This is a genomic window from Anaeromassilibacillus sp. An200, from assembly GCF_002160025.1.
GTDB lineage: Bacteria > Bacillota > Clostridia > Oscillospirales > Acutalibacteraceae > Caccousia > Caccousia stercoris.
In genome coordinates this window covers 23,288-47,577 of the sequence record NZ_NFJU01000026.1, presented here as the reverse complement: position 1 = coordinate 47,577, position 24,290 = coordinate 23,288, and the positions used below count along the sequence as shown (strand labels likewise).

Here is a 24,290-nt window from a genome sequence, read left to right as displayed (position 1 = left end):
TAAAGGTGTAGGCAGAGGTGTCACAGGGCAGAGTGCCGGTGGAGGAACCGCCGGATGAAGTTCCCTTGCCGGTAGCGACGAAAGAGCAGGTTCTGCCGTCTGCGTCCTTAGTGGTGATAGTAGCCTGTCCCGCGCCCTGGTTGGTGATGGTGAAGAGGTAGCCGCCGTCACAGGTGCCTTTGTAGGCAACGGAGACAGCGCTGGGGTTGGAGGAAGTAGCAGTAGGAGGGGTTGTGCTGCTCGTTGTCACCTTGTAGGTGTAGGAATTGAGTGTGGTAAAGGTGTAGGAGGAGGTATCACAGGGCAGAGTGCCGCCGGAAGAACCACCCGAAGAGGAACCACCGGAGGAGCCTCCCGAAGAACCGCCGGAGGAAGATTCACTGTAGCCCGTGACAGGGAAGGAGAGGGAGGTGCCATTCTGATCGAGGATATTGATGGTAGTCTGTCCCGCACCCTTGTTCGTCAGCTGGTACAGGAAACCGTCTGTTGTCGCAGCATAGTAGGAAACCGTAGCGACAGATGTGTTGGAAGAGGTAACCGTGGGAGCCATGCTGCTCGGTGTGGTTACTTTAAAGATGTACGAATTGGAGGAGCCGGTGAAGGTGTAGGAACTGGTATCACACTGAACAGGTGTCTGTGTGGATCCGTTTGGAACCGTGGCCATAAAGGCGCAGACATTGCCGACATCGTCCACGATGGTGATCACCGCGTCACCCGGAGACTGCTTTGTCAGTGTGAATCGATAACCGCCGTTTGTCACGCCGGAAAAGGCGACAGAAACAACGTCAGGCGCGTTGGATTGCACCGTTGGGTATCGGGGGTTGTCGGTTTTGACAATGAACTCATACGTGTTGTTGTTTCCAAAGGTGTAGGAGCTCACATCACATTCCAGCGTATATCCGTCGTCACCGCCCGGGGTAACGTTTCCGCCGCTATTTCCGCCGCTGCTGCTTCCACCGCTGTTGGCATAATCCTTATAGCCGTAGTTTGCGTCCACATTACCCGAAATTCCGGGAATAGAACGGAAACCGCTCTGCCAGATGGTGAAAGGCTTGGAGTAAGCGGGACGATCCACGCCGTAATGGGCGACCCAGTGATCGTACTTATCCAAAGTGGGGCTGGAAAGGCTGCCGTTGAACAGGGAAGGAGAGCTGTAAAGAGCAGGCGTATATCCGGCCGCTGCAATTGTGCTGCAAAATGTTTCCACAATACTTGTCATGGTTGCAACATCCATGTTGCGATGAGCCGAAGTTTCAATGTCGTAAAAGACAGGATAATCCAGCTTACGGTTATTCAAAATATAAAGACAGAATTCCGCTTCCTTTTTTGCCATTTCCGGAGTAGTGGCGTAGCTGAAGTGATACACGCCGACGGGAATGTTGTTGGCTACCGCTCCCGCGTAATTCTGTTCAAAGCAGGTGTCCACCTGATTGGTCCAGTCTTCGCCGCCGTAGCCTGTGCGGATGATGGCGAAATCAACCTGGCCGCTTTTTGCCACCGCGTTCCAGTCAATTGTTTTCTGATAATAGGAAACATCAATTCCCATCAGGGCAACATGGACCTGACAGCTGGCATAGCTTCCATCCGCCAGATAAGCGGTTACGGTTGAAATACCGTAGTTGATTGCCTGCACGCGCCCGCCGCTGACTGTCGCAACGCTGGGATTGCTGGAGCTCCAGGATTGCACAGAGACAGTTCCGCTGCCGGAGATGGCGGTCAAAAGGCCGGTCTCGCCGGGACGAAGTGCCATCATGGTTTGGTTGAGGGAAAAGCTGGAGTCGGCCGATACCGGGACCGGAACCGAGATCCCTATCACAAGTATCAACGTGAGAAAGAGAGAGAGCAGTTTCTTTGGCATGAGAGCAAGATCCTCCATTCGTTGGGATAAACATGTGGGAAAGACACGCCGTTTTTTAAGATGCGGCAGAGTCTTTCGTCCTGGCGGAAATTTGCAGAATACAGCGAAGACGTTTCCTAGCCTTTTTTCTAAGAAAATTCCCGCTGATCCGGCAAAAAGTACAGTTTCGATTATATGGGATTTGGCTGATTATGTCAAGTTTAGAGCGCATGTGTAAATTAGAAATCATTTCCTGATAAGGATAAAACAGGAGAAGGACAATACCCAGAGAAAGTGAAGGGGGAGAGAGCCGCCCAAAAGAGGGAAAAAACCGAAGTCAGGTGGGGGAAGAATCCCAAAAAAGAAAATTGTAATATTTTTGTGAACAAATTCCCCGCAGCTTTTTTCTGAGAATGCCTGTGATACAATAAAACGGCAGAGATACTGTTTTCGCCGGCAGGCGGAAGGGTGTCCGGGAGATAAGGGAGGCATGTCCATGAAGCAGATACCGATAGGCGAGATGAATTATCAGGAGAAGGATTCCGTCGGCTGGCTGACGTTTCCAGCATTTGAAAGGCTGTCCTTTCTGCACCATGCGTTTTCGACCCGTCTTGGAGGCATCAGCAGCGGTGAATTTTCTTCCATGAATCTAAGTTTTGGACGCGGGGATCCGCGGGAAACAGTGGAGGAAAACTACCGGCGTTTTTGCGCAGCCGCAGGTTTTCCGTTCGAAAGCCTGACGGCTTCCGCCCAGGATCACCATACGGTGGTACGGCGTGTATCAGCGGCAGAACGTGGTGTGGGAATCACACGGCCAAGGGATCGGGAAAGTGTGGACGGATTAATTACAGATGATCCATCGGTCACTCTGGTGACGTACTATGCGGACTGCACGCCGCTTTTTTTCGCAGACCCCATCCATCGGGCGGTCGGATTGGGACACTCCGGCTGGCGGGGCACAGTGGCCGGAATGGGAGCCTGCATGGTGCGGCGTATGGCAGTGGAGTTCGGAACGCGTCCGGAGGAGCTGCTGGTAGCGATTGGCCCTTCGATCGGCGCATGCTGCTACGAGGTGGATGAAGCCGTGCGGCAGGAATTTGCGGTGCAGGAGGCGCTGGATCCGGATTCCTTCTTCTATCGTGCGCCCAGAGAAAAATACAGGCTGGATTTGTGGGAGGCGAACCGTCGGATTCTGATTCAGGCCGGCGTTTTGCCGGAGCATATCACCACAGCGGGGATCTGTACCCAGTGCAACAGCCGTCTTTTGTGGTCACATCGTGCAACAGGAGGCCGGCGCGGCGGTTTGGCTGCGTTTCTCCGCGTGCTTTCCAAGGAGGAAGAAAATGGAGATTAAAGCTTGCCGGCTTTGTCCGCGCCTGTGCGGTGCCCCCCGCACTGCCCAAGAGGGAGAGGGATTTTGCAAAATGGGTGCGGATGCTGTTGTGGCCCGTGCCGCCCTTCATTTTTGGGAGGAGCCGTGCCTGAGTGGGACGCGGGGCTCCGGAGCTGTGTTTTTTACCGGATGTTCGCTGGGCTGTGTGTTTTGCCAGAATGAGCAAATCAGCACACGGCGGGAAGTGGGGAAATGTCTTGATCCGGAAGAATTGTCGGAGGTGTTTCTTCGATTGGAAGAGCAAGGGGCTCACAACATCAACCTGGTCAACCCCACACATTTTGCCCCTGCCATCGCACAGGCTCTGCGTCTGCGCCGCCCGTCCGTCCCTGTTGTCTACAATTCGGGAGGCTACGATCGCGTAGAAACGCTGCGCAGTCTGGAAGGTCTGATTGATATTTATCTTCCGGATCTCAAATATGTGTCTCCCACGCTTTCTCTTCGGTATTCCGGCGCGGAAAATTATCCCGAGGCAGCGAAAGCCGCTATTCTGGAAATGCTTCGCCAAACAGGCCCGCCTGTATTGGATGAAGCAGGAATGATGCAAAAGGGAACCATCGTACGGCATTTGGTTCTTCCATCCAATACGCGCAGTACATCGGAGGTGCTTTCCTGGCTGTCCCAGCTTCCAGCGGGCAGTGTACTGGTCAGCCTGATGGCGCAATATGTTCCGTGCGGGCGCGCTTCACTTTTTCCGGAGATCAACAGAAGAATTACCAGGAGGGAATATGAGAAAGTGCAGAATCTTCTGTTTTCTCTGAATTTGGACGGTTTTGTCCAGGAGAGATCCTCCGCTGTCAAAGATTTTATTCCTCCCTTTAATTTGGAGGGGCTTCCTTCTTGACAAATGGAATGCTTTCGTTTATCCTTATACATAGTATTCAATACTAAATATCGCAAACAAGAATAAATCTCCTTGTTTTTGACAACAATTTGTCGTAACTGGAGATGATTCTGTGTCGGGCAAGAAAGGATGAACGGGAGATGGAACTGGTGAGCCGAAATGCTGTTTGGAGAGAAAAGCGCCGCAAGCTTCTCTCTTTGCCGAGATATACTCTGGGAGAGGAGATTGCCAACGCCATTACTCATGGCCTGGGTGCCGCTTTAGCTGCGGTTGGTGCAGGACTTCTCTTGGTGCATACGCAAAGCGATTTGCTTTCGCTGGTCAGTGCGGGCATTTACAGCGCCACCATGTTTCTGCTGTATCTGGTATCCACGCTGTACCACTCTTTGGCAGTGAGCCGGACAAAAAAGGTTTTTCAGGTGCTGGATCACTGTACCATATACCTTTTGATTGCGGGTACCTATACACCGATCTCTCTTCTTTGCATCGGAGGGAATACAGGCTGGCTGCTTGTTGGAATTGTCTGGACGGCGGCTGTGATGGGGATTGTCCTTAATGCGGTGAATATGCGCAGGTTCCGGGTGATTTCCATGGTCTGCTATCTGGCCATGGGCTGGTGTGTACTTTTCTTCCTGCCGGCTCTGCTGCAGGGGATTGACTCCGTTTCGCTTATCCTTTTGGTGACAGGCGGTGTTTTGTACACTGTCGGCGCCGTTATTTATGGAATTGGACGGACAGTTCCCTATATGCATGCGCTGTGGCATGTGTTCTGCACAGCGGGAAGCATTTTTCATTACCTGGTTGTCTACCGCATTTGTGGGTAATCAGCTCCAACAAGAAAACGTCTCAGCTCCGGTGAACGTTACACAACACAAGGAAGAAATTTACAGCCGAAAAGACATTTTTGACACGAGCGCAGCTGCTTTTTGTTTGGGCAGCTGCGCTTTTTTGCGTCTTTGTGTGGGAAGAAGGGATCAACACAGGCTTCTTTCATGAAAAATTTACAATTTTGTCAAGCTTATCATGCGGATTGCTCGTATAATAAAAACAAGAAACAAGTGCAAGGAGGGGAGCTGTGTGGAGTTGCTCATGAAAGAGATTTCTTTCGACTCCTGCGCATGCGATGAGCGGATTTTTGTGCGGGTCGTGGAACCGGCAGACAAGCTTCACACGCGTGGTGTGCTGCAAATTGCCCATGGGATGGCAGAGCACAGTTTACTGTATCTGGATTTTGCCAACTACATGGCTCGCGCTGGTTTTGCCGTGGCCATAAACGATCATTTGGGGCACGGAAAATCCGTTTCAAAGGGCGGCGCATTCGGTTACTTTGGAGAAGGCGGCGCACAGAATCTTGTGCGGGATATGCACAAGCTGTACAGCCTGATGCATGCGGAGTATCCCAAGGCACCCTATTTTCTCATGGGGCACAGTATGGGATCCTTTTTGGCGAGGTCTTATGCGGCGCAGTTTGGAAATGAGCTGACAGCTGCTGTGTTCATGGGTACCTGCGGTCCGCAAAACCGTATGGTGTTTGCAGCGGAGAGAAAGCTGGCGGATCGGATGGTCGATAAATTCGGAGCAAAATCGCACCATCCACTGTTTTCCCGTATGTCGATAGAGCGCTTTAACAAAGCGTTTGCACCAAACCGAACCCCCAGTGACTGGGTGACGCGGGATGAGGCTGAAGTGGATCGCTATGTGGCGGATCCGCTCTGCGGATTTGATTTCACGGTTTCCGGATATCGGGACGTTGTTTACCTGCAATCAGAAGTGACGTCAGATGACTGGCTTCGCCGTCTGCCGAAAACCCTGCCGGTTCTCCTCATCTCCGGGGATCAGGACCCGCTTGGCGATTTTGGCAAGGGAATCCGGCGGCTGCTGACCCGTTTGCAGGAAACAGGTCACGATGCGGAAATGATTTTATATCCCGGCGCACGCCATGCCTTGATCACGGAGACAAATCGTGATGAAGTATATCGGGATCTTCTTTCTTATCTGGAAAAGCATTTTTTGCGTCTTGACAAGGAATAGCGATGGTGCTACTGTTTAGGACAGAATCAAAGACCCTCTGTAGGAAAGGAAACTTCTTTTTTACAGGGGGAATGGGAGGAGAAGCGGATGGACGCTATTTATGCGCAGGGGCTTTCCAGAACATTTGGAGAGAAGAAGGCCCTGGACGGACTTTCTCTTTCTCTGCCGCAGGGAAGCGTATTTGGTTTTTTAGGGCCGAATGGTGCGGGAAAAACGACAACGGTGAAGCTGCTCACCGGGCTTCTGACACCGACAGAGGGAGAGTGTTCCATTTTTGGCCTTTCACCGCGCAGTGATGCGGAAAAGGTGCATGCCCTATGCGGTGTTATGACCGAAAGCGCCTGCATGTATCCGCAGCTCAGCGGCCTGGATAATCTGATTTTTTTCGGCAAGCTGTGCGGGATGGCGCATGCGCTGGCTGTGGAGCGTGCCAGGGAGCTTCTGAAAAAGCTGGATCTGAGCGATTCAGAAAAGCTGCCTGCTGGAAAATATTCCACCGGTATGGCACAGAGACTGTCCCTGGCGCGCGCACTTTTGGGGAGACCAAAGGTGTTGTTTCTGGATGAGCCTACCAGCGGGCTGGATCCGGAATCCGCGCAGGCGGTAAACGCTCTGATCAGTGAACAGGCAGGGCAGGAAGGCGTTACTGTGTTTTTGTGTACCCATCAGCTGCGCTATGCACAGGATCTGTGCGACAGTTATGGTATTCTTGATCATGGCTTTTTGCTGGCAAAAGGCGATTTGTCCCATCTGGCAAAGCTGGCAGGCTGTCAAAGCTATGCGTCATTCCGCCTGGTTGCGGGAGAGGAGCTGCCAGGCTTGGAACAGAAAGACGGTTGGTTCCGCCGCCCGCTGGAGTCTCAGGAGGAAATGCCCGGCCTTCTGCGTAAGGTTGTGGGAGAGGGACGATGTGTGTATGAAGCGCGCATCGAAACGCCAACGCTGGAGGATGTGTATTTTAGCTTCATCGGACAGAGCGAAGGGAGGACGGAGCAATGAAAAAGCAGCTTTTCACACCACAGGAGAAAGCAATTATCCGAAAGGATCTGCAAAATATCTGGCAGACAAAAATGATCCGCCTTACGGTCATTCTGGTTCCCACGCTGCTCTGCTTTGTTCTGCCTGCTTTTTATTTGGTGCTTGCCTGGATAGCCCCGCCTGAGCAGTTGAACGGGACAGAGGAAATTGCCGCACTGCTGCCTGCCGGAGAACAAGGGCTGAATGTAAAGCAGCTTATGGTCTACATGATTGCGCAGTTTCTGGGGCCGATGTTTTTCCTGATGATTCCCCTGATGGTTTCTACGGCCTCGGCGGCCTGCAGCTTTGTGGGAGAGAGGGAAAACAGCACGATGGAAACGCTTTTGCTGGCGCCTGTTTCTCTGCGGCGGATTTTCCGCGCGAAGGTGGCGGCATGCACCTTGCTTTCTCTGATCGCGGAGGCTGTTTCGCTTGCTGCGTTTTCTGCTGTGATGATTACGGGCAGCATCCTGTTTTCCATGCCTTTTTACTTTAATGGGAGCTGGGCGGTGCTTGTCTTTTTGCTCGCACCCTCTGTGACATTGCTGGGTGTTACCTTCATGGTGCTGATTTCAGGCCGCAGTAAAAGCTCTATGGAAGCGATGCAGACCTCCGGTTATCTGGTTCTCCCAATTGTTCTGCTTTTTGTTGGACAGTTTACCGGTCTTTTTACCCTGGGGCCCTTTTTGCTGTTTGTAACTTTTTTGGTGGTCGCAATCGTGGACGCTGTTCTTATCTCTGTGGCTTCCCGTTCCTTCACACCGGAAAAGCTGCTTCGAGTGTGAGAAAAAATTTGATATTCAGGGAAATCTGTATTATAATAAAACGAAGAGTCTTTGCAGCAGAAGAACTCTGGCCGGAGGTTCCGGCTTATTCTCAGGACAGCAGTGCCGGAATGCCGGCTGCTTGTCCGTTTTCGCGGAGGTGAAAAGGATGCAGTATACTTACCAGACGAAGGGGACCTGCTCTCGCCAGATTGTTGTGGATCTGGATGGGGATGTGGTTCGTTCGGTTCAGTTTGTGGGCGGCTGCAATGGAAATACAAAGGGAATTTCTTCCCTGGTGTCAGGAATGAAGGTGGACGAGGTGATCCGGCGCTGCGAGGGAATTACCTGCGGGCCGCGTCCGACGTCCTGCCCCGATCAGCTGTCCCGTGCTTTGCGCGAGGCGATGGCGCAGAGAGCCTGACCGGCTGTCTGATTGAAAAAAACAGGGACTGCTGCAAAACGATTGTTCCGCAGCAGTCCCTGTTCTGCTTTCCCGGTCACATCATGCGGGCGGCTGTGGGCCGCCCGCCGGAGAAGCTCTTATGCAGTTTAGCAGCCGCAGCTGTTGTTGCAGCCACAGTCACAGCCGCAGCCGCAGCTGTTGTTGTTGCCGCCGTTGTTGCAGCAGCAGTTGCAGCCACAGCAGCAGCCGTTGCTGTTGTTGTTTCCGCAGCCGCAGAAGAGCAGGATGAGGATGAGGATGATGACCCAGGAGTTGCCGCCGCAGTTACCTAAGAAGTTGTTGTACATAAGTGTTGACCTCCTTGAATGTTTGGTATGGTATATAGTATTTCGGAGATCGAAAATGTGTGACTCCCTTTTTTCCGCCTGCCGCTTCTTCTGGGAAGGAAAACTATCTTATGAGAAGAATAGAGGGGCTGTCGCTCCAATACCATAGAAGGAGAAAGAGAGCGTGTCGCCCATGAGGCGAAGCGCGAAAGGAGGAACGGTTGCCATGATGTGTCAGGCCTGCGGGAAGCATCCCGCAATTACCCACGTCAAAACAATTACAAACGGCGAGCTTGCGGAATTTTCCATCTGCGCAGAGTGTGCGCGCCGTCTTGGTTACGGAAATCTGTTTGCGGAGCTTGGGCGAGGTCTTGGAATTCTCGGATTTCAGCCGGAATCGGAGGAGCGCTGCCGCTGCGGCGCTTCTTGGGAGGATATTGTCCGCTCAGGCCGCGTTGGATGCCCTGAATGCTATCACACCTTTTACGATCGTTTGGTTCCTGTGGTGCAGCGGATTCACGGAAGCGCGCATCACAGAGGAAAGGCGCCGGGCGGAAATCTCCCGCGCGCCGAGGAACCGGCGGAGAAGGGGCTGCTTCTGGTGAAGCGCCGTCAGCTCAAAGAGGCGATTGACGCGGAGAAGTTTGAGGACGCGGCCGTGCTCCGCGATGAAATTCGGGCATTGGAGGCAGGCGGGCATGAGTGACAAGAAAAAATGGTATGAATACGCGGGCGACGATTCTGACGTCATCGTAAGCACCCGGGTCAGTGTAGCCCGCAATCTCAAGGATCATCCCTTTGTCTGGAGAATGCGTGCGGCGGAGCGGAAGGCGGTTCTGCGCACGGTGATTTCCGCTGTGCAGGATGAGCATTTGTCCATCGCGGGCCTGTTTTCCTGTACTCTTATGGAGGAGCTGACCAAAACACAGGCGGTTTCTTTGGCGGAGCGCGGCGTCGTGTCCCCGGAGTTTATCGCAAAGTGTGAGGGAAAAGCACTGCTGTGCAGTGAGGATGAAAGCATTTCCATCGCTGTGAACGGGGGCGATCATCTGTTGCTGTCCGCGATGCGCCCCGGACTGGATCTCGACGGAGCCGGTTCCGCGGCGGATACGCTGGAAAGCGTCCTGAGCCGTGTGCTGCCGTTTGCGTTTGATCGGGAATTCGGCTACCTGACTGCGGATCCGGCAAACCTGGGCACCGGTATGCACGCGGAGCTGACGATGCATCTGCCGGGTCTGGCCCGCGCCGGTTCCCTTTCCCGTGTCGCGTCCGGTCTTGCCCAGCTTGGTCTAAGCCTGAGAGAAGGGGTGGGAGCTGAGTCCGGTGCGGAGCTGTACCGTCTTTCCAACCGGGTGACACTCGGCATTTCGGAGCAGGAGGCCACGTTTAATCTCAAGAGTATGGCTTATCAGGTAGTGATGCAGGAGCGTGCGGCACGGAAAACCCTGTGCCAGCCGCTGGAAAGCCAGGATCGTATTTTCCGGTGTCTCGGCGTTTTACAGCATGCACGTATTTTGCCCCTGGGTGAATTTATGGAGTGTTTCTCCAATGTGCGTCTGGGCATCGCCCAGCAGATGTTCCCCGCCGGGCCTGCTATGGACGCCATGGCCCCACTGATGATGCGGGCACAGCCTGCCACGCTGACACTTCTCACGGGCCGTTCCATGACAGCGGCAGAGCGTGACGCGGCGCGCGCCGATCTGGTGCGTGTTCTTTGGAAAGGGGAAAAGGGAAAGGAGAGTTAACGAATGCCGTTTCAGATACAGAAAACACCTCCGATGGACCGAAAACTGGAGTTGGCTGCTGCTCTGTTTTCCGTTTTGGGAGCGGAGATTCCGCACCAGACGGAGCTGGAACAGGAAGCCGCCGATCTTTTTTCTTCTCTGGGAAGCCGCAGTAAGACGCTGAAAAAAATTCTGGAGCTGTGCGAATCCTCGGACAGCCCGCAGGCACTTTATCTTTCCGCTAAAGCGTGCGCCTGGCTGGGGAGTGGGTATCGCAGACAGAATGTGGAATTTGCCGCACGGTATCTGCAAGGGCCGCCGTGGCAGGCTTTGCCTTCCGGCGTGGCAGAGCAGAACGGTTTGAAGTTTGATCGTGCGGCGGCGGTGCGCGCCGATCTTTTGCGGGATATGGCGCAGGCAGAGCTGATCCTGGGAGACGTCAGAGACGCTCATTCTCATTATATGGCGGCCTGCCGTCTGGAGCCTCACAATGCCATGAATTATGTAAAAGCAGCCGAGGCGGTGGAGAAGCAGTCGGGACGGGAGGAGGCGCTTCGCTTCCTGCGGGAGCAGCGGAAAAATGCCTGGTTTACACCGGTAAAATATCGCGACAGCGCCGGAAAACTGTGTACGAACGATCTGTTTCAGGAACTGCTGAACGCGAATATCCGCAAACTGGAACAGCAAAAAGAGCCCGTCCGCGAAGAATCCCCGCTTTATTGATTCGGGAACAGAAAAAACCGCTTCCAGGAGGAAGCGGTTTTTTCTTACTTTTTGATTTTTACCTTTGGTTTCAGGCTCCAGAATATCACATTCATCGCAACCACAAGAAGCGCGACGACACTCAGCGCGATCCAAAAGCTCATGCTGATTCCCCAAAGCTCCGTAACACCGAACAGCTGCATCCACAGATTATTCCAGTTCATATCACACACTCCTTCTTAAAGCAATTCCCCGTAATGACGAACATAGGCCTTTTTTATACTGGTAGCCAACAGCATATAAAGCAGAATGCAAGGGATCATGTAGGCAAAATAGGCGGCGGGCAGAGCTACAAAGCCAAGCATCGAGCCAAGCCCTGTGAAGGGGATGATCGTCAGGAAAATACACCCGGCCAGAGAGAGCAGGCAGACAGGCAGGGAGGCACGGCTCTGCAAAAACGGCAGTTTCGGTGTGCGAATCATGTGGATCACCAGCGTCTGGCTCCACATGGATTCCACAAACCATCCTGCCTGGAACATAGCAATGTAAGTACCCTGCATCTGTTCCAGCTGTGCGCCCGAGAAGTGAAGCGCCAAATCGTGGAACAGTACACCATGGGAAACAAAAAGCGGGCAGAATACAAAATACAGAAACAGGAAGGTGGTAAAATCAAAGATGGAGCTGGTTGGCCCAAGCCAAATCATGAAGCTGCCGATGGAAGAAGCATCCCATTTCCGGGGCCGCGCGATGAATTCCTCATCCACGTTGTCCCACGGGATCGCCGTGCAGCTCAGATCATAAATCAGGTTGAGAAAAATCAGATGCAGGCTCATCATCGGAAGGAAGGGGAGAAGAGCCGCCGCTGCCAGCACGGAAAACATGTTGCCGAAATTGGAGGAGGCTGTCATTTTGATGTATTTGATCATGTTGGCATAGGTTTTGCGGCCTTCCACGATTCCCTGTTCCAGCACCATCAAATCCTTTTCCAGCAGCACCACGTCGGCGGATTCCTTCGCCACATCCACAGCGGTGTCAACGGAGATACCAATATCCGCTGATTTCATGGCGGCAGCATCGTTGATGCCGTCTCCCAGGAAGCCGACGGTATGCCCGTTTTCACGCAGAGCCGAGACAATGCGGGATTTCTGGTCAGGCGTCAGCTTGGCAAAGACGTCGGTGCGTTCCACCGCCTTTTTCAGCTCGTTGTCGCTCATGCGCTCCAGATCGGAGCCAAGCAGCATGTTTGTCACCTTCAGACCCACCTGCTGGCAGACGGTACGCGTTACTTTTTCGTTGTCGCCAGTCAGAAGCTTGGCCGTTACGCCGTGGTCACGCAGGGCGCACAGTGCTGCCGCAGTGGATTCCTTGGGCGGATCCAGAAAGGCAAGGTAGCCGATCAGCACCATATCCGCTTCGTCCTGCACGCCGAACGAATCGGCAGGGGAGGGGTTGCTTTTCTGTGCAACGGCCAGGACGCGGAACCCTTTGTCGTTCAAGCCATCCACGGTGCGCAGAATCTCTTCGCGAAGTTCCTGCGTCAGAAGGTGGATTTCACCTCCACGCTCTGCCCAGGAGCAGATATTCAGCATTTCCTCCACCGCACCCTTTGTCACCATCTGCGTTTTTCCGCTTTTGTCCTGTACTACGGTGGTCAGACGGCGGCGGGTAAAGTCGAATGGAATCTCGTCGATTTTTACATAGTGCTCAGACAGATCCGTGAGACGGGGATCGGAATCTTCTTCCTCCTCCGTCTTGCGAATGATGGCAAGATCCATCAGATTCCGGTATCCTGTCTGGAAATAGCTGTTCAGATAGGCGTGGCGCAGAACACGCAGATCGTCCTCACCGTCCACATTCAAATGATATTCAAGCACAACCCGGTCCTGTGTGAGTGTACCGGTTTTGTCCGTGCACAAAATGTCCATTGCGCCGAAATTCTGAATGGAGTTCAGGTTTTTTACGATGGTACGCTTTTTGCTCATCGCCACAGCTCCCTTGGCCAGGCAGGTTGTGACGATCATAGGGAGCATTTCCGGCGTCAGGCCAACGGCGATGGAAATACCGAAGAGAAAGGCGGAAAGCCAGTCGCCTTTTGTCAGGCCATTGAGAACGAACACCAGCGGGACCATCACCATCATGAAGCGGATCAGCACCCAGGAAACCGCATTGACCCCCTTGGTGAAGCTGGTTTCCACCGGTTCCCCCGCAGCGGCCGCCGCCATCGCGCCGAACAGTGTCCGATCTCCGACAGCCGCGACGACAGCGGTTGCGCTGCCGGAAATAACGCTGCTGCCAAGAAAAGCGATGTTTCCGTATTCCGTCACGCTGCCTGTTTCTGTGCAGAGCTCCGCCGTCTTTTCCACAGGCTCGCTTTCCCCGGTCAGGCTGGACTGGTTGACAAACAGATCCTTGGCGTCCAGGATCCGCACATCGGCTGGAATCATGTCTCCGGCTGAAAGATGGACGATGTCTCCCACAACCGCTTCATCCAGAGGAATTTCCTGTTTTCCTTCCGGCTTTCTGGTGACAGTGCAGGTGGTGGTAATCATCGAGAGCAGCCGTTCTGCCGCGCTTCCGCTGCGTGTCTCCTGCACAAAGCGAAGCAGGCCGGAGAGAAACACCATCGTAACGATAATGACAACAGTAAGGCAGTCAAAATCCTCCGGAACACTGCCGAACAGCGAGAAAGCGGGAAAGATCATGTCGGTGGCTGTGGAAACCAGAGCCAGACAGAGCAGAACCACTGTGAAGGGATTGACAAAAGCGCCGGCCAGACGCTGCAGCAAGGTCTTGCGCTTTTCTCTTGTGACTTTATTGCAGCCCTCTCTTTCGCGGGATGCCTCCACCTCGGATTCTTCCAGTCCAATCAAAGTGGTATGCAGCTCCTGCAGGACCTCGCCCGCCGGATGTGTTGCGGCAAAGGTCAGCCGCTCGTCGCGCTCCCGCTTGTATGCGGCTTGCGCTGTGGTTTGCTTTTTGTTTGTTTGCATCGGCAATTCCTCCTGTCCATTTTGGAGTGACAGGAAGCAGGATATGGCAAGAGAAGCAGATTGAGGGTGTCTTGACCGTCTCGCTGCCATGAAGCTTCCGTCGTTTACTTCGGATAGTACCGTCAGCGTCCATTTTCTCTCACCTTCCCTTTCTTTGTCATGTTTTGCAGACGTGCCGAAGAGAGACACGGCCGCACAGGTGTACGAAACCGTTGTCCCTTGTGGATAGTATAGAAAAAACGCAGGGAAATTCACATGGTCAAAACCTTGCGATTTCCTTGCGTTTTGCAATCATTCTTTAAATTTATAACCGATTCCCCAAATGGTGAGAATGTATTCGGGAGCATCGGGGTTTGGTTCGATCTTTTTTCTCAGTTTTCGGATAAACGCCATAATATTGCTGTCATCCAGCAGATAGCCGCCTTCCCAGACCGCCTGGTAAATCTGTTCCTTTGTAAAGACCTCCCCGCGGTTCCGGGCAAGAAAGAGCAGAATGTCGAATTCCTTGGGCGTCAGGCTGATTTCCTCTGTGCCGCGCGTCACTCGCCTGGAACGGGGAGAGATTGTGAGTTCGCCGCAGCGGATTTCCGTTTCCGGAGGAGAAAAATCCGAATGATCCGCCATTTCCACAATGAGGGAATCCGACTGCCCGGAGGCGAGGGCGTTCAATCCCTCCAGCAGATCCGGCGCATCGGGCAGATCGGGCGGAGCCGCCTTGAGCTTTTCTGTCAGCCAGCGGAGAAGGGGGAAGCTGATTCCGGCAAAACCAATGTTCTTTTTCACAGAGCTTCCTCCTCTCAGAATAAATCATGGAACCGGCGCAGATACAGCATTTTTACCAGGGAAACCAGAAGCAGATACAGTGCAACAATTCCCACAAGACACAGGAAATACACAGGGGGCAGGGCCGTCAGGCCAAGAAGCCCTCCGATGGGTGTAAAGGGAAGCAGGGTAAAAAGGAGAATTCCCACTGCGGTGACGAGCAGAACAGGACGTGCGGCGCGACTCTGCACAAAGGGCAGACGCTGGGTACGAAGAAGCTGCAAAATCAGCACCTGGGTCCACATGGATTCCAAAAACCAGCCTGTCTGGAAGATGGAAATGAATTGAGCCTGTCTTGCGCTGGAAAGGGAAAAAAACGTGCCGCCGCAGAGCAAAGGGCATAGCAGGAAATACAAAATGGCAAAGGTGAGAAAATCAAACAGTGAGCTGACCGGCCCAAATACCCGCATGAAGCGTCCCAGCGTCCGGCCGGACCATTCCAGCGGGCGGTGCAGCAATTCCTTGTCCACATTGTCCCATGGCAGAATCAGGCAGAGTGTGTCATAGAGAAGATTTAAAAGAAGAAGCTGTGCGGCGGTCATGGGAAAAAAGGGAAGCAGGACACTGGCCAGCACAATGGAGCAGATATTGCCGAAGTTTGAGGAAGCGGTGATGCGGATGTATTTTGCCATATTGACAAAGGCACGCCGCCCTTCCAAAATGCCATGAGCAAGCACATGAAGATCTTTTTTGAGGAGGACCACGTCCGCACATTCTTTGAGAGATTCCGCGGCGGTATCCACAGAGATTCCCACATCCGCGGCCGCGACAGCAGGGAGGTCGTTTACTCCGTCGCCCAGAAAACCTGTTGTGTGGCCGTTTTCGCGCAGTATTGAGACAACCGACGCTTTTTGTCCGGGAGAAAGTTCCGCAAATACCGTGCTTTTTTCCACACGGATCGGCAGATCGTTGGGGGAGAGCGCGTCCAGTTCGGAGCCAGTGAGAATTTCATCCGTGGGAATTCCCAGACGGCGGCAGACGGAAACGGCCGCTTCCGCCTGATCTCCGGTGAGAAGTTTGACTGGTACATGGAGCTCCTGAAGCTGGCGCAGAGCGGCCGCCGCGCTTTGCTTCGGCGCGTCGAAAAAGGCCAGATAGCCAAGGAGGGTCAGGCCGTTTTCTTCCTCGTCCGTCAAAGAACAGGCGGTGCAGCGCTTATAGGCTACTGCCAGCACCTTCATACCATCCTCCGTCATTTCATCGGTGACAGCATGAATGCTTGAAAGTGCACCAGCCTCCATTTCCCGCACTTCACCGCGATATTCGGTGTAGCGGCAGCGCGCGGCAACTTCATGAATACTTCCTTTCACGATCAGCAGCTGTTCCTGCCCCTGGGAAAGAAGTACGCTGACAAAACGGCGTTCGTAATCAAAGGGGTGCTCCTCTGTCTTTTGCCAGGTGTTTGTCAGCTCCCGCAATCGAGAGCCTTTTTGGGGCATGTCCAGGAAACGCAAAACAGCCTGATCCAGGTCGCTGTTTGCACCTGTGTGAAAAAAGCTGTTGAGCACAGCATATTCCAAAACTTTTTCGCTCTCGTTTCCCAGCAAATCGGTGTAGTATTCCAGCAGGAGGGTGTTTCCGGTCAAAGTACCGGTCTTGTCCACACACAGAACATCCATGCTGCCAAACGTCTGCATGGCGTTGATATTTTTTACCACCGTTTGTTCTTTTCCCATGGCATGGCTTCCTTTGGCGAGACAGGCCGCCGTCACCGCAGGCAGCAGCTCCGGCATCAGGCCGACCGCAACGGAAAGAGAAAACAGAAGGGCGGAAAGCCAGTCTCCCCGTGCCAGACCGCTTGCGGCAAATACAACGGGAACCAGAAAAAGCATAAAGCGGATCAGAACCCAAGCGATGGAATTGGCGCCCTGCTCAAATCCGGTTTTGCGTGGTGCGTTCTGTGGAGAGAGTGCGCCATATACGGTGTCCTTTCCCACAGCCAGTACAATTCCTTCTCCGCTGCCTCCGGTTACAACGGAACCGTCATAGACCATATTCCGGCAAGAAGAAAGGCGTGCGGGAGGGGAGAAAAGAGGATCCGCTGTTTTGCGCAGAACAGCACTTTCTCCCGTCAGAGCAGATTGGGAGACAAACAAGTTGTGGGCTTCCACAATCCGCAGATCAACGGGAACACGTTCTCCGGCGGACAGACGGACCCTATCACCGACAACCAGAAACGAAAAGTCCAGCCTTTTCCAATCTCCGTCCCGCCGAACCCAAACACAGGTATGAGAGGGCCGGGTCAAAGGATCGGAGATCCGCCTGGTTCGGATTTCCTGGATCAGCCTCAGAATCCCTCCTGCAAGCAATGTTCCCAGCATAATGACTGGTGTGGTGAAGCTACGGCTGAAATTGGAGGTGAGGAGAACATCTGTCAGAAAAGAGATCACAGTCAAAACCAGCAGGACAACGGAAAAAGGAGTAAAAAACGCATGAAACAGCAGAGAAAAAACGGAACGGCGTCTTTCTCCGGTCTCATTTTTTTCCTGTTGCTTGCGCTGCTGCTCGGCCTGTTCGGTGGTTAGCCCATCTATGGAGATGCCAAGCGCTGCTCCAAGCTGTTCCGGACTGAGCCGGGCACAGCGGAGAATTCGTTCGCGGGATGTTTGAGATGCTTTGGTCGAATTCATGCAATCCCTCATTTCTACTTCCGGACAGCGGTTTGAAAGACAAAACCGCCCGTCGAAAGCTCACATATGCGGCAGCTTGTTTCATCATTGTACTATATCCGGGAAAAGGCCGCAAGAGAAAAGGCTGTTCCCGCACGAAGGAGGGAACAGCCTGGAATTACAGCTTTCGGGCCGCGCCGGAAATAGGGGGAATGGTAAAGTCGGTAACAACGAGCTTTCCGCATTCCGGAGGAGAATAGAGAAATCGATCCATGTGGTCTCCCTGGAAAAAATAATGGGGAGTGGAAGGCTGAGTGGGATACCGGAAGGTGTCAATGATAATTAGTTTGACCTTCATCCGTGCGGGAAGAATACTTTTGATGTATACGCTGGCCTGCAATCCAGCCGCCGCCCCCTCATGGCTTTCCGCAAGCCCGGCCAGATTGGGACTGAGCTCCACGAATACGCCGTAAGGCTCCACACTGCGGATCATGCCCGCCACGGTTTCTCCTGCATGGAATTGAGCGGCGTTTTCCGCCCAGGTGCCGAGCAGTTCCTTGTGCGTCAGGGTGATCCGAGTCCCTTCCACAGAGCGCACTATCGTGCGGATATCCATACCGGGAGCCAGGCGCTCACGGGGATGATCGATCCGGGAAACCGAAATGGCATCGATCGGGAGAAGTGCGACTACACCGCATCCCACGTCCGCAAAAGCGCCGAAGGATTCCAGGTGGGTGACACGGGCAGGAATCACGTCTCCCGGTACCAGATGGTTCAGGCGCATCCGCCGGCACTCCTCCTGTGCGGCGCGCCGGGAAAGCAGCGCGGTGGTTGTACCGGCTTCATCTTTGAAAAAGCCCTGGATCAAAAAGCAAACCGGGCGGTTTACCCGGGAAATGATGGCAATATCGCGCGCGGTTCCCTCCCGAATCCCAATGGCGCCTTCCTCTCGGGGAATTAATCCTTTCATGCAGCCGAGATCCACCACCAGATTGTGGGCGCTGTCGCACAGCAGGGCTCTTGCTTCCAGGATCCGGCCCTCGCTCCAGGCGGCCTGTAAAGCGGAGGAGCTCTGCATTGCCGCACGGTTTTCCGGTGTATCCATTTTCCAGCCTTCCGGGTAATAGGTGTTCATTTGACAGCCCTCCTTTTTCTCTTCCGTTCATCTATATGCGAGGGAAAGAGGGGGCATGACGAAAATCATCAGCCGCAGCGAATGGTTTTTGCTTGCATCCTGAACCGATGTGTACTACAATAAAAAGGTCCCGCGGTTGCTTAACGGCGGGAAACACAGAATAAGGAAAGGAAACCACCGATGAAAACTTTGAAAAGATTTGTTTCCGCCCTTTTGGCGGGTGCGCTCCTGACCTGCGCGCTGTCCTTTTCCGGCTGCCAGCAAAAAGGCGGCTCTTCCAATGCGGGATATCAGCTGGATCCCCCTGCGGCGGGAGAAGAAATCGCTGTACTGACCACCAATATGGGAACCATCAAGATCCGTCTTTTCCCGGAAGCTGCTCCCAAAGCGGTCGAAAACTTCACCACTCATATTAAGGAAGGGTATTACGACGGTTTGACCTTCCATCGTGTGATTGATGGGTTCATGATCCAAGGCGGCGATCCCAATGGAGACGGTACCGGAGGCGAAAGCATCTGGGGAGAACCGTTTGAGGACGAGTTCAACGAGAATCTTCTGAACATCCGAGGTTCTCTGGCGATGGCGAACAGCGGACCGAATACAAACGGCAGCCAGTTCTTTATCAACCAGGGAGATGCTTCCGATTTCTCAGGCTGGGAGTATTATGAGCAGAATTCGGAGGCGTACAAGGAAGCTTACGAGCAGCTGGATGATACTTATAAGACGATGTTTGTGCAGCAGTACGGCAGTATGCCGGATATGAGCCGCATCAGCGATGAGGTCAAAAAGCTGTATGAGGAAAACGGCGGCAACCCGTCTCTGGATGGCGCGTATTCCATTCCAGGACGCGGCCATACCGTGTTTGGCCAGGTGTTCGAGGGGATGGATGTTGTAGATGCTATCGCCGCAGTGCAGACCGATGACAGCGATAAGCCTGTGGAGGATGTTGTGATCGAAAAGGCCGAGGTTCAGACCTACGAGGGCTGATATTGCAGGAAAAGAAAAAGTGGTGTCCGAAGGGAATGTTCCTTCGGACACCACTTTTTTAGGGTTTCAGCGTGCACCTCCGCCTCCGCCGGAGCCAAAGCCTCCGCCGCCTCCACCGAAGCCTCCGCCTCCAAAACCGCTGCCGCCGCTGCGCGAACCGCCCTTTCCGCTGACAGCATTGATTGCATTTTGTGCGGCTTTCCCCGCGTTATCCACTGTGCGGGAGAGCTGGTCAGCAAAGGAGAAGTGGGCGCGATGACGATAATGCGGCCTGTACATCCAGTAAAGATAAGAGGTTCTGGGGAAGAAATTCGGATCCTGTTCGCTCGAAGTCCAGACCTGTGGATAGGCCTTTCGGAGCTGTTCGGAAACCTCATCCGAGATCCCCATCATGGCGGCGTACACCAGGTATTCCTCCCAGAGGGGAAGCTGAAAAACGCCGTATTCCTTCATGTTGGAGAAATCCAGCAGGAAGCGCTGAAGTCCGTGCCATATGCCAAGGTCGGTTTCTCCCTGTACACTCAAACGGGTTTTCCCACACGAGAGAATGAGAGCGAAAAGTCCTCCCACCAAAAGACCGGCGCAGAAAACAGCCATATGTCCCGTTGTGGCGAAGAACAGCACAACGCTCATAAGAAGAGCAAGGATAGAAATAATGCGTACGGCATTGACAAGGAGAAGTTCCTTTTCAAAATATCCCTTCGGCGCAATTTCGTTGTCGGCTGCGTTGACAAAGGCATTCATCTGATTTTGATAGCTTTGCGCATGCTTTTTGGCATAGCGCTCAAAATCCTGAAGTGTCAAGCAGCCGTCCTGCTGTTCCGCCGCGCGGGACAACAGCTGATAAAAGCTGTTTTCGCTCGGCGTCAGCGGGATAGAGCCATTTTCGATGCGGATCAGCAGATCATCGTCCTTTTTTTTGGTTTGCTGTCCGGCGGGGTTTTCCTCAAAAGTAATCCATTTCTTGCGGGCCAGGCTCATCATTGTGGCCGCAGCGACATGATTTCGTGCTTCGCCACTTTGGATTCCACCATCATAATAGTAGAACAAGGCCCCCGCGCTGCCGGGGCTGGAACCGGCAGGAATTTCACGATAGTAATCCGGTTCCTCCACCTTATGCCGCCGTTTGAGCACTCTGCACAGAATACCGAACACGATACCGGCCGCCGTGATAACTATGGCGGCAATGGCAGACACGAGCGCAAGGAAACGTTCCCGCTCCTTCTGAGCTTCCCACTCGTCTGCCCACTGCTGTTCTTCCTGGGAAATTTTCTCCAGTGCGGTTTCACTGCTGGTGCGCTGCGCGTTCGGGAACAGGGAAGCAGGGGCGCAAATCCGGGTTTCCACATTGGTTTCCGCCGGGATTTCCGAAGCGGTCAGCGTAATATGGTTGGCGGAGTCAATGCTCAGCCAGCTTTCCGCGGTACAATGCATCCATCCGCGAAGATCCTGCTGATTCGCACCTTCCGGCAAAAGAATCTCAGCGGTGAACTGTGTGATGGGAATGGAAAACCGTTTGCCAATAAATCCATGATACAGAACGCCGACATCCGCATAACGTTCCACCGCATTGGTAACGGTGTAAGAGAGCGTGAAGCTGGCGTCTCCCTCATCAACGGGAGGCATGAACCACCCCAGTTCTGTTCCCTGACCGTTTGCGATCAGATAGCAGGTTTCCGGTGTTTCACTCAGCTCATAAAGGGAAGAAAATTCGCCTTCAAAAGAATAAGTAAGGCCGGTGTCATTGTCCGTGACAGAAAAATCCGTGATTTGCTGTTCCGAGGAGTAGGGGAAGGATTTAAACAGGTTGCTGTAGCTTTTGTCACGATCGTAAAGGGAAATGTCCCACCGCTCCGTAACCTGCATGTTTCCGTTTTCCAAGAGCTGTGCCTGGATGGAAACGGAGCGCAGGAGCTGATCCGCATCTCCCGTATAGGAGTCGCACCCGGAAAGGAGCAGGATCGGAAGGAAAAGCAGGATACAGGCTAAGAGTCTGCCTCGATGTAATTTCATATAAACCTCCAAAAGCCGGAATCAGAATTTCACCTGAGGGACGCTGCGCTCGTTGTCGTATACCTGAAAATATTCCTTCGTCTCAAAATGAAACATACTCGCCACAAGGCTTGTAGGCATTTGCCGGATGGTTTCGTTGTAGCGCATCACAGTGTCGTTGTAGAATTGGCGGGAAATGGCAATTTTCTTTTCCAGCTCGGAAAGTGTAGATTGAAGTTCCAGGAAATTCGTGTTGGAGCGGACCTCGGGATAGCGCTCTACACTGACAAGCAAGTTGGAAACTGCCTGCCCCAGGCGTTCGTTGCTCTGGATGGTTTCCTGACGGTTTCCGGCGTTCATAGCCGCACTGCGCCACTTTGTCACATCCTCCAAAAGGCTTTTTTCATGGGCAGCAAATCCTTTCACTGTTTCCAGAAGGTTGGGGATCAGATCGAAACGCTGCTTGAGCTGTACATCAATCTGGGCCCAGCTGTTGTCTACGCGGGCGGAAAGCTTAACCAGTTTGTTGTGGCTGGAGATAAACCAGATAATGGTCCCCACAACAATGAGCAGAATAACGGCAACCAGGACAATCACAGTAGTCAGAATGGCAGTTGGCATGGAAACGACTCCTTTCAAATGGCAGGGAACACTCCCGGAAAACAGGAGAGAACCCATAAGCATTGCTCCTATTGTATCACAAAATGGTACAAAAGGTAAAGAGGCGTTCGCCGGGCTTATTTTGCCGGGACGAACGCCTCTGTTTTTTATTCTTTTTCAGCCTGTACGGTCTGATGTGACGCATTATGAATTTGATAGCAAAGCGTCATCAAACTATCATTCAGGTGTACATTTTCCACAATGGCATCGGGATGCTTCACAGCAATATCATAATGGCTGAAATTCCAGAAGCTGCGGATTCCAAGCTGACACAGATGGTCACTCAGCTCACTGACGGCTTCCCGCGGAACACACAGAACCGCCATCACAGGCTTTTCGCGGGCACAGAAGGAGTCGAGCTTTTCCATATCCAAAATTTCAATTCCATTGATTCGGTTTCCAATTTTAAATGGTGAGCTGTCAAAGATACCCACCAGGGAGAAGCCATCGTCAGTAAAGCTCATATGGGAGGCAATAGCCTGCCCCAGATTTCCCGCGCCGATGAGGATTGCTTTATACTGGTTGCGAAGGCCAAGGATTCCTCCAATCTCTTCGCAGAGCTGATCGACAATATATCCATATCCCTGCTGCCCGAAGCCGCCGAAGCAGTTGAGATCCTGGCGAATCTGCGAGGCTGTCAGGCCAAGCTTTGCGGAGAGCTCCGTGGAGGAAATCCGAGTGACGCCTTTTTCGCGCAGGTGGCTCAGAAAACGATGGTAGCGCGGAAGGCGGCGTATGACGGACATGGAAATATTTTCACGTTTTGGCATTGATTAAATGACCTCCTCATTATCGGTCAGAGGCACAGGAAGGGCTTACAAAAGCGCGTCAAGACGCTTGGCTACCTCATGCAGGAAGGTTTCCGTATCCACCTTGCGTTTTTCGGGCAGAGAGGAGAGGGGAATGAGATCGCCTGTCATCACGCCCTCCTCGATGGTCTGCACAGCCGCTTTTTCCAGCTTTCCGGCAAATTCACACAGAGCGGGGATTTCATCCAGCTCGCCGCGCTTGCGGAGAGCGCCCGTCCAGGCGAAAAGCGTCGCCATGGAGTTGGTGGAGGTCTCCTCACCCTTGAGCCACTTATAATAGTGGCGGGTAACCGTGCCATGCGCGGCCTCGTATTCGTATACGCCGTCGGGAGAAACCAGAACACTGGTCATCAGGCCGAGGCTGCCGAAGGCTGTAGCCACCATGTCGCTCATGACGTCGCCGTCATAGTTCTTGCAGGCCCAGATGAAACCGCCCTCGGAGCGGACAACGCGGGCAACCGCGTCATCGATCAGGGTGTAGAAATATTCAATTCCCGCCGCGTCAAACTTCTCCTTGTATTCCGTATCGAAAATTTCCTGGAACAGATCCTTGAAGCGGTGATCGTATTTTTTGGAAATGGTGTCCTTGGTGGCAAACCAGATTTCCTGCTTGGTGTCCAGCGCGTAATTGAAGCAGGCGCGCGCAAAGCTGGCGATACTGTCATCCAGATTGTGCTGGCCCTGCACAACGCCCGCGCCCTTGAAATCGTGGATCAGCTCGCGCGTTTCCGTACCGTCCGGCGCGGTGATTACCAGCTCAGCCTTGCTTCCGGCGGGCACAACGGCCTCCGTGTTGCGGTACACATCGCCATATGCATGACGCGCAATGGTAATCGGCTTTTTCCAGCCGGGCAGGAAGGGGACGATCCCCTTGACCAGAATCGGTGCGCGGAACACGGTGCCATCGAGAATCGCGCGGATCGTGCCGTTCGGGGACTTCCACATCTCGTGCAGATCGTATTCCTTGACGCGCGCGGCGTTCGGTGTGATGGTGGCACACTTAACCGCCACACCGTATTTTTTTGTCGCTTCGGCGCTCTCCACCGTGACGCGGTCGCCCGTTTCATCACGGTGCTTGAGGCCAAGATCATAATATTCCGTTTTCAGATCCACATAGGGGGTAATGAGAATCTCCTTGAGCATTTTCCAGATCACTCTGGTCATCTCGTCGCCGTCCATCTCTACCAGAGGCGTTTTCATTTGAATTTTATCCATGGCACAAACCTCCCGATCCATTATCCT

At 53.4% G+C, this 24,290-nt stretch carries 22 protein-coding genes; 11 read left to right on the top strand and 11 right to left on the bottom strand.

Annotated features, from left to right (window positions below; all coding sequences use genetic code 11):
• Positions 1-1,858: GH25 family lysozyme (locus B5F35_RS13045; protein WP_087241642.1), on the bottom strand; the 1,858-nt coding region annotated here is incomplete at its 3' end.
• A gap of 475 nt (positions 1,859-2,333) precedes the next feature.
• Here B5F35_RS13045 and pgeF point away from each other — a divergent pair.
• The 7 genes from pgeF to B5F35_RS13010 all read left to right on the top strand — a co-directional run bounded on the left by pgeF (position 2,334) and on the right by B5F35_RS13010 (position 8,310).
• Positions 2,334-3,191: a peptidoglycan editing factor PgeF gene (gene pgeF / locus B5F35_RS13040; protein WP_242969520.1), complete on the top strand. Its 858-nt coding sequence runs from the start codon at positions 2,334-2,336 to the stop codon at positions 3,189-3,191.
• Positions 3,181-4,074, top strand: coding sequence for a radical SAM protein (locus tag B5F35_RS13035; RefSeq protein ID WP_087241640.1), 894 nt, complete (start codon positions 3,181-3,183; stop codon positions 4,072-4,074). Before pgeF ends, B5F35_RS13035 begins: the two co-directional genes overlap by 11 nt.
• A 140-nt stretch (positions 4,075-4,214) precedes the next feature.
• Positions 4,215-4,898 carry a PAQR family membrane homeostasis protein TrhA gene (gene trhA, locus B5F35_RS13030; protein ID WP_087241639.1) on the top strand — a complete coding sequence of 228 codons (684 nt, stop codon included), beginning with the start codon at positions 4,215-4,217 and terminating at the stop codon, positions 4,896-4,898.
• 253 nt (positions 4,899-5,151) lie between these two features.
• A complete protein-coding gene (locus B5F35_RS13025) occupies positions 5,152-6,105 on the top strand; it encodes an alpha/beta fold hydrolase (RefSeq protein ID WP_162611424.1) in 954 nt (317 codons plus the stop codon).
• An 87-nt stretch (positions 6,106-6,192) separates the two neighbouring features.
• Complete coding sequence (locus tag B5F35_RS13020) at positions 6,193-7,104, top strand: ABC transporter ATP-binding protein (protein WP_087241636.1); 912 nt, start codon at positions 6,193-6,195, stop codon at positions 7,102-7,104.
• Positions 7,101-7,907 (top strand): ABC transporter permease subunit, encoded by an 807-nt coding sequence (locus B5F35_RS13015; protein ID WP_087241634.1) that lies wholly within the window; start codon positions 7,101-7,103, stop codon positions 7,905-7,907. Before B5F35_RS13020 ends, B5F35_RS13015 begins: the two co-directional genes overlap by 4 nt.
• Before the next feature lie 148 nt (positions 7,908-8,055).
• On the top strand, positions 8,056-8,310 hold the full coding sequence (locus B5F35_RS13010; RefSeq protein WP_087241632.1) for a TIGR03905 family TSCPD domain-containing protein: 255 nt from the start codon (positions 8,056-8,058) through the stop codon (positions 8,308-8,310).
• Positions 8,311-8,438: 128 nt separating this feature from the next.
• On the opposite strand, the gene B5F35_RS13005 is transcribed toward B5F35_RS13010, so the two are convergent.
• Positions 8,439-8,639: a hypothetical protein gene (locus B5F35_RS13005; RefSeq protein ID WP_087241630.1), complete on the bottom strand. Its 201-nt coding sequence runs from the start codon at positions 8,637-8,639 to the stop codon at positions 8,439-8,441.
• A 205-nt stretch (positions 8,640-8,844) separates the two neighbouring features.
• On the opposite strand from B5F35_RS13005, the gene B5F35_RS13000 reads away from it, so the two are divergent.
• From B5F35_RS13000 to B5F35_RS12990, 3 genes are read left to right on the top strand one after another with little or no spacing between them, the layout of a single operon-like run.
• Complete coding sequence (locus tag B5F35_RS13000) at positions 8,845-9,324, top strand: UvrB/UvrC motif-containing protein (RefSeq protein ID WP_087241628.1); 480 nt, start codon at positions 8,845-8,847, stop codon at positions 9,322-9,324.
• A complete protein-coding gene (locus tag B5F35_RS12995; protein ID WP_162611423.1) occupies positions 9,317-10,363 on the top strand; it encodes an ATP--guanido phosphotransferase in 1,047 nt (348 codons plus the stop codon). Before B5F35_RS13000 ends, B5F35_RS12995 begins: the two co-directional genes overlap by 8 nt.
• Positions 10,364-10,366: 3 nt before the next feature.
• Positions 10,367-11,065 carry a hypothetical protein gene (locus B5F35_RS12990; protein ID WP_087241624.1) on the top strand — a complete coding sequence of 233 codons (699 nt, stop codon included), beginning with the start codon at positions 10,367-10,369 and terminating at the stop codon, positions 11,063-11,065.
• A 44-nt stretch (positions 11,066-11,109) separates the two neighbouring features.
• Here the strand turns inward: B5F35_RS12990 and B5F35_RS18910 are convergent, their stop codons facing one another.
• The 5 genes from B5F35_RS18910 to B5F35_RS12965 all read right to left on the bottom strand — a co-directional run bounded on the left by B5F35_RS18910 (position 11,110) and on the right by B5F35_RS12965 (position 18,600).
• Positions 11,110-11,268 (bottom strand): hypothetical protein, encoded by a 159-nt coding sequence (locus B5F35_RS18910; protein WP_087241622.1) that lies wholly within the window; start codon positions 11,266-11,268, stop codon positions 11,110-11,112.
• 15 nt (positions 11,269-11,283) lie between these two features.
• The gene (mgtA, locus tag B5F35_RS12980) at positions 11,284-14,034 is read right to left on the bottom strand and encodes a magnesium-translocating P-type ATPase (protein ID WP_087241620.1); all 2,751 of its coding nucleotides are present in this window, start codon (positions 14,032-14,034) and stop codon (positions 11,284-11,286) included.
• Positions 14,035-14,325: 291 nt separating this feature from the next.
• On the bottom strand, positions 14,326-14,817 hold the full coding sequence (locus B5F35_RS12975; protein ID WP_087241618.1) for a winged helix-turn-helix domain-containing protein: 492 nt from the start codon (positions 14,815-14,817) through the stop codon (positions 14,326-14,328).
• A gap of 14 nt (positions 14,818-14,831) precedes the next feature.
• Positions 14,832-17,486: a magnesium-translocating P-type ATPase gene (gene mgtA, locus B5F35_RS12970; RefSeq protein WP_087241616.1), complete on the bottom strand. Its 2,655-nt coding sequence runs from the start codon at positions 17,484-17,486 to the stop codon at positions 14,832-14,834.
• 157 nt (positions 17,487-17,643) lie between these two features.
• The gene (locus B5F35_RS12965) at positions 17,644-18,600 is read right to left on the bottom strand and encodes a S1 RNA-binding domain-containing protein (protein WP_087241614.1); all 957 of its coding nucleotides are present in this window, start codon (positions 18,598-18,600) and stop codon (positions 17,644-17,646) included.
• A 180-nt stretch (positions 18,601-18,780) separates the two neighbouring features.
• On the opposite strand from B5F35_RS12965, the gene B5F35_RS12960 reads away from it, so the two are divergent.
• Positions 18,781-19,587 carry a peptidylprolyl isomerase gene (locus B5F35_RS12960; protein ID WP_087241612.1) on the top strand — a complete coding sequence of 269 codons (807 nt, stop codon included), beginning with the start codon at positions 18,781-18,783 and terminating at the stop codon, positions 19,585-19,587.
• A 66-nt stretch (positions 19,588-19,653) separates the two neighbouring features.
• On the opposite strand, the gene B5F35_RS12955 is transcribed toward B5F35_RS12960, so the two are convergent.
• The 4 genes from B5F35_RS12955 to B5F35_RS12940 form a co-directional block, all read right to left on the bottom strand.
• The gene (locus B5F35_RS12955; RefSeq protein ID WP_087241610.1) at positions 19,654-21,600 is read right to left on the bottom strand and encodes a DUF2207 domain-containing protein; all 1,947 of its coding nucleotides are present in this window, start codon (positions 21,598-21,600) and stop codon (positions 19,654-19,656) included.
• A gap of 21 nt (positions 21,601-21,621) precedes the next feature.
• Positions 21,622-22,200 carry a LemA family protein gene (locus B5F35_RS12950; protein WP_087241648.1) on the bottom strand — a complete coding sequence of 193 codons (579 nt, stop codon included), beginning with the start codon at positions 22,198-22,200 and terminating at the stop codon, positions 21,622-21,624.
• 146 nt (positions 22,201-22,346) lie between these two features.
• Positions 22,347-23,009 (bottom strand): redox-sensing transcriptional repressor Rex, encoded by a 663-nt coding sequence (locus B5F35_RS12945; protein WP_087241609.1) that lies wholly within the window; start codon positions 23,007-23,009, stop codon positions 22,347-22,349.
• A 45-nt stretch (positions 23,010-23,054) separates the two neighbouring features.
• The gene (locus B5F35_RS12940; protein ID WP_087241607.1) at positions 23,055-24,263 is read right to left on the bottom strand and encodes an NADP-dependent isocitrate dehydrogenase; all 1,209 of its coding nucleotides are present in this window, start codon (positions 24,261-24,263) and stop codon (positions 23,055-23,057) included.
• Positions 24,264-24,290: the final 27 nt, after the last annotated feature.

Coding starts and splice junctions, on each gene's coding strand:
- pgeF (WP_242969520.1), top strand. CDS start 2,334: ATGAAGCAGATACCGATAGGCGAGATGAATTATCAGGAGAAGGATTCC.
- B5F35_RS13035 (WP_087241640.1), top strand. CDS start 3,181: ATGGAGATTAAAGCTTGCCGGCTTTGTCCGCGCCTGTGCGGTGCCCCC.
- trhA (WP_087241639.1), top strand. CDS start 4,215: ATGGAACTGGTGAGCCGAAATGCTGTTTGGAGAGAAAAGCGCCGCAAG.
- B5F35_RS13020 (WP_087241636.1), top strand. CDS start 6,193: ATGGACGCTATTTATGCGCAGGGGCTTTCCAGAACATTTGGAGAGAAG.
- B5F35_RS13015 (WP_087241634.1), top strand. CDS start 7,101: ATGAAAAAGCAGCTTTTCACACCACAGGAGAAAGCAATTATCCGAAAG.
- B5F35_RS13010 (WP_087241632.1), top strand. CDS start 8,056: ATGCAGTATACTTACCAGACGAAGGGGACCTGCTCTCGCCAGATTGTT.
- B5F35_RS13005 (WP_087241630.1), bottom strand. CDS start 8,639: ATGTACAACAACTTCTTAGGTAACTGCGGCGGCAACTCCTGGGTCATC.
- B5F35_RS13000 (WP_087241628.1), top strand. CDS start 8,845: ATGATGTGTCAGGCCTGCGGGAAGCATCCCGCAATTACCCACGTCAAA.
- B5F35_RS12995 (WP_162611423.1), top strand. CDS start 9,317: ATGAGTGACAAGAAAAAATGGTATGAATACGCGGGCGACGATTCTGAC.
- B5F35_RS12990 (WP_087241624.1), top strand. CDS start 10,367: ATGCCGTTTCAGATACAGAAAACACCTCCGATGGACCGAAAACTGGAG.
- B5F35_RS18910 (WP_087241622.1), bottom strand. CDS start 11,268: ATGAACTGGAATAATCTGTGGATGCAGCTGTTCGGTGTTACGGAGCTT.
- mgtA (WP_087241620.1), bottom strand. CDS start 14,034: ATGCAAACAAACAAAAAGCAAACCACAGCGCAAGCCGCATACAAGCGG.
- mgtA (WP_087241616.1), bottom strand. CDS start 17,486: ATGAATTCGACCAAAGCATCTCAAACATCCCGCGAACGAATTCTCCGC.
- B5F35_RS12965 (WP_087241614.1), bottom strand. CDS start 18,600: ATGAACACCTATTACCCGGAAGGCTGGAAAATGGATACACCGGAAAAC.
- B5F35_RS12960 (WP_087241612.1), top strand. CDS start 18,781: ATGAAAACTTTGAAAAGATTTGTTTCCGCCCTTTTGGCGGGTGCGCTC.
- B5F35_RS12955 (WP_087241610.1), bottom strand. CDS start 21,600: ATGAAATTACATCGAGGCAGACTCTTAGCCTGTATCCTGCTTTTCCTT.
- B5F35_RS12950 (WP_087241648.1), bottom strand. CDS start 22,200: ATGCCAACTGCCATTCTGACTACTGTGATTGTCCTGGTTGCCGTTATT.
- B5F35_RS12945 (WP_087241609.1), bottom strand. CDS start 23,009: ATGCCAAAACGTGAAAATATTTCCATGTCCGTCATACGCCGCCTTCCG.
- B5F35_RS12940 (WP_087241607.1), bottom strand. CDS start 24,263: ATGGATAAAATTCAAATGAAAACGCCTCTGGTAGAGATGGACGGCGAC.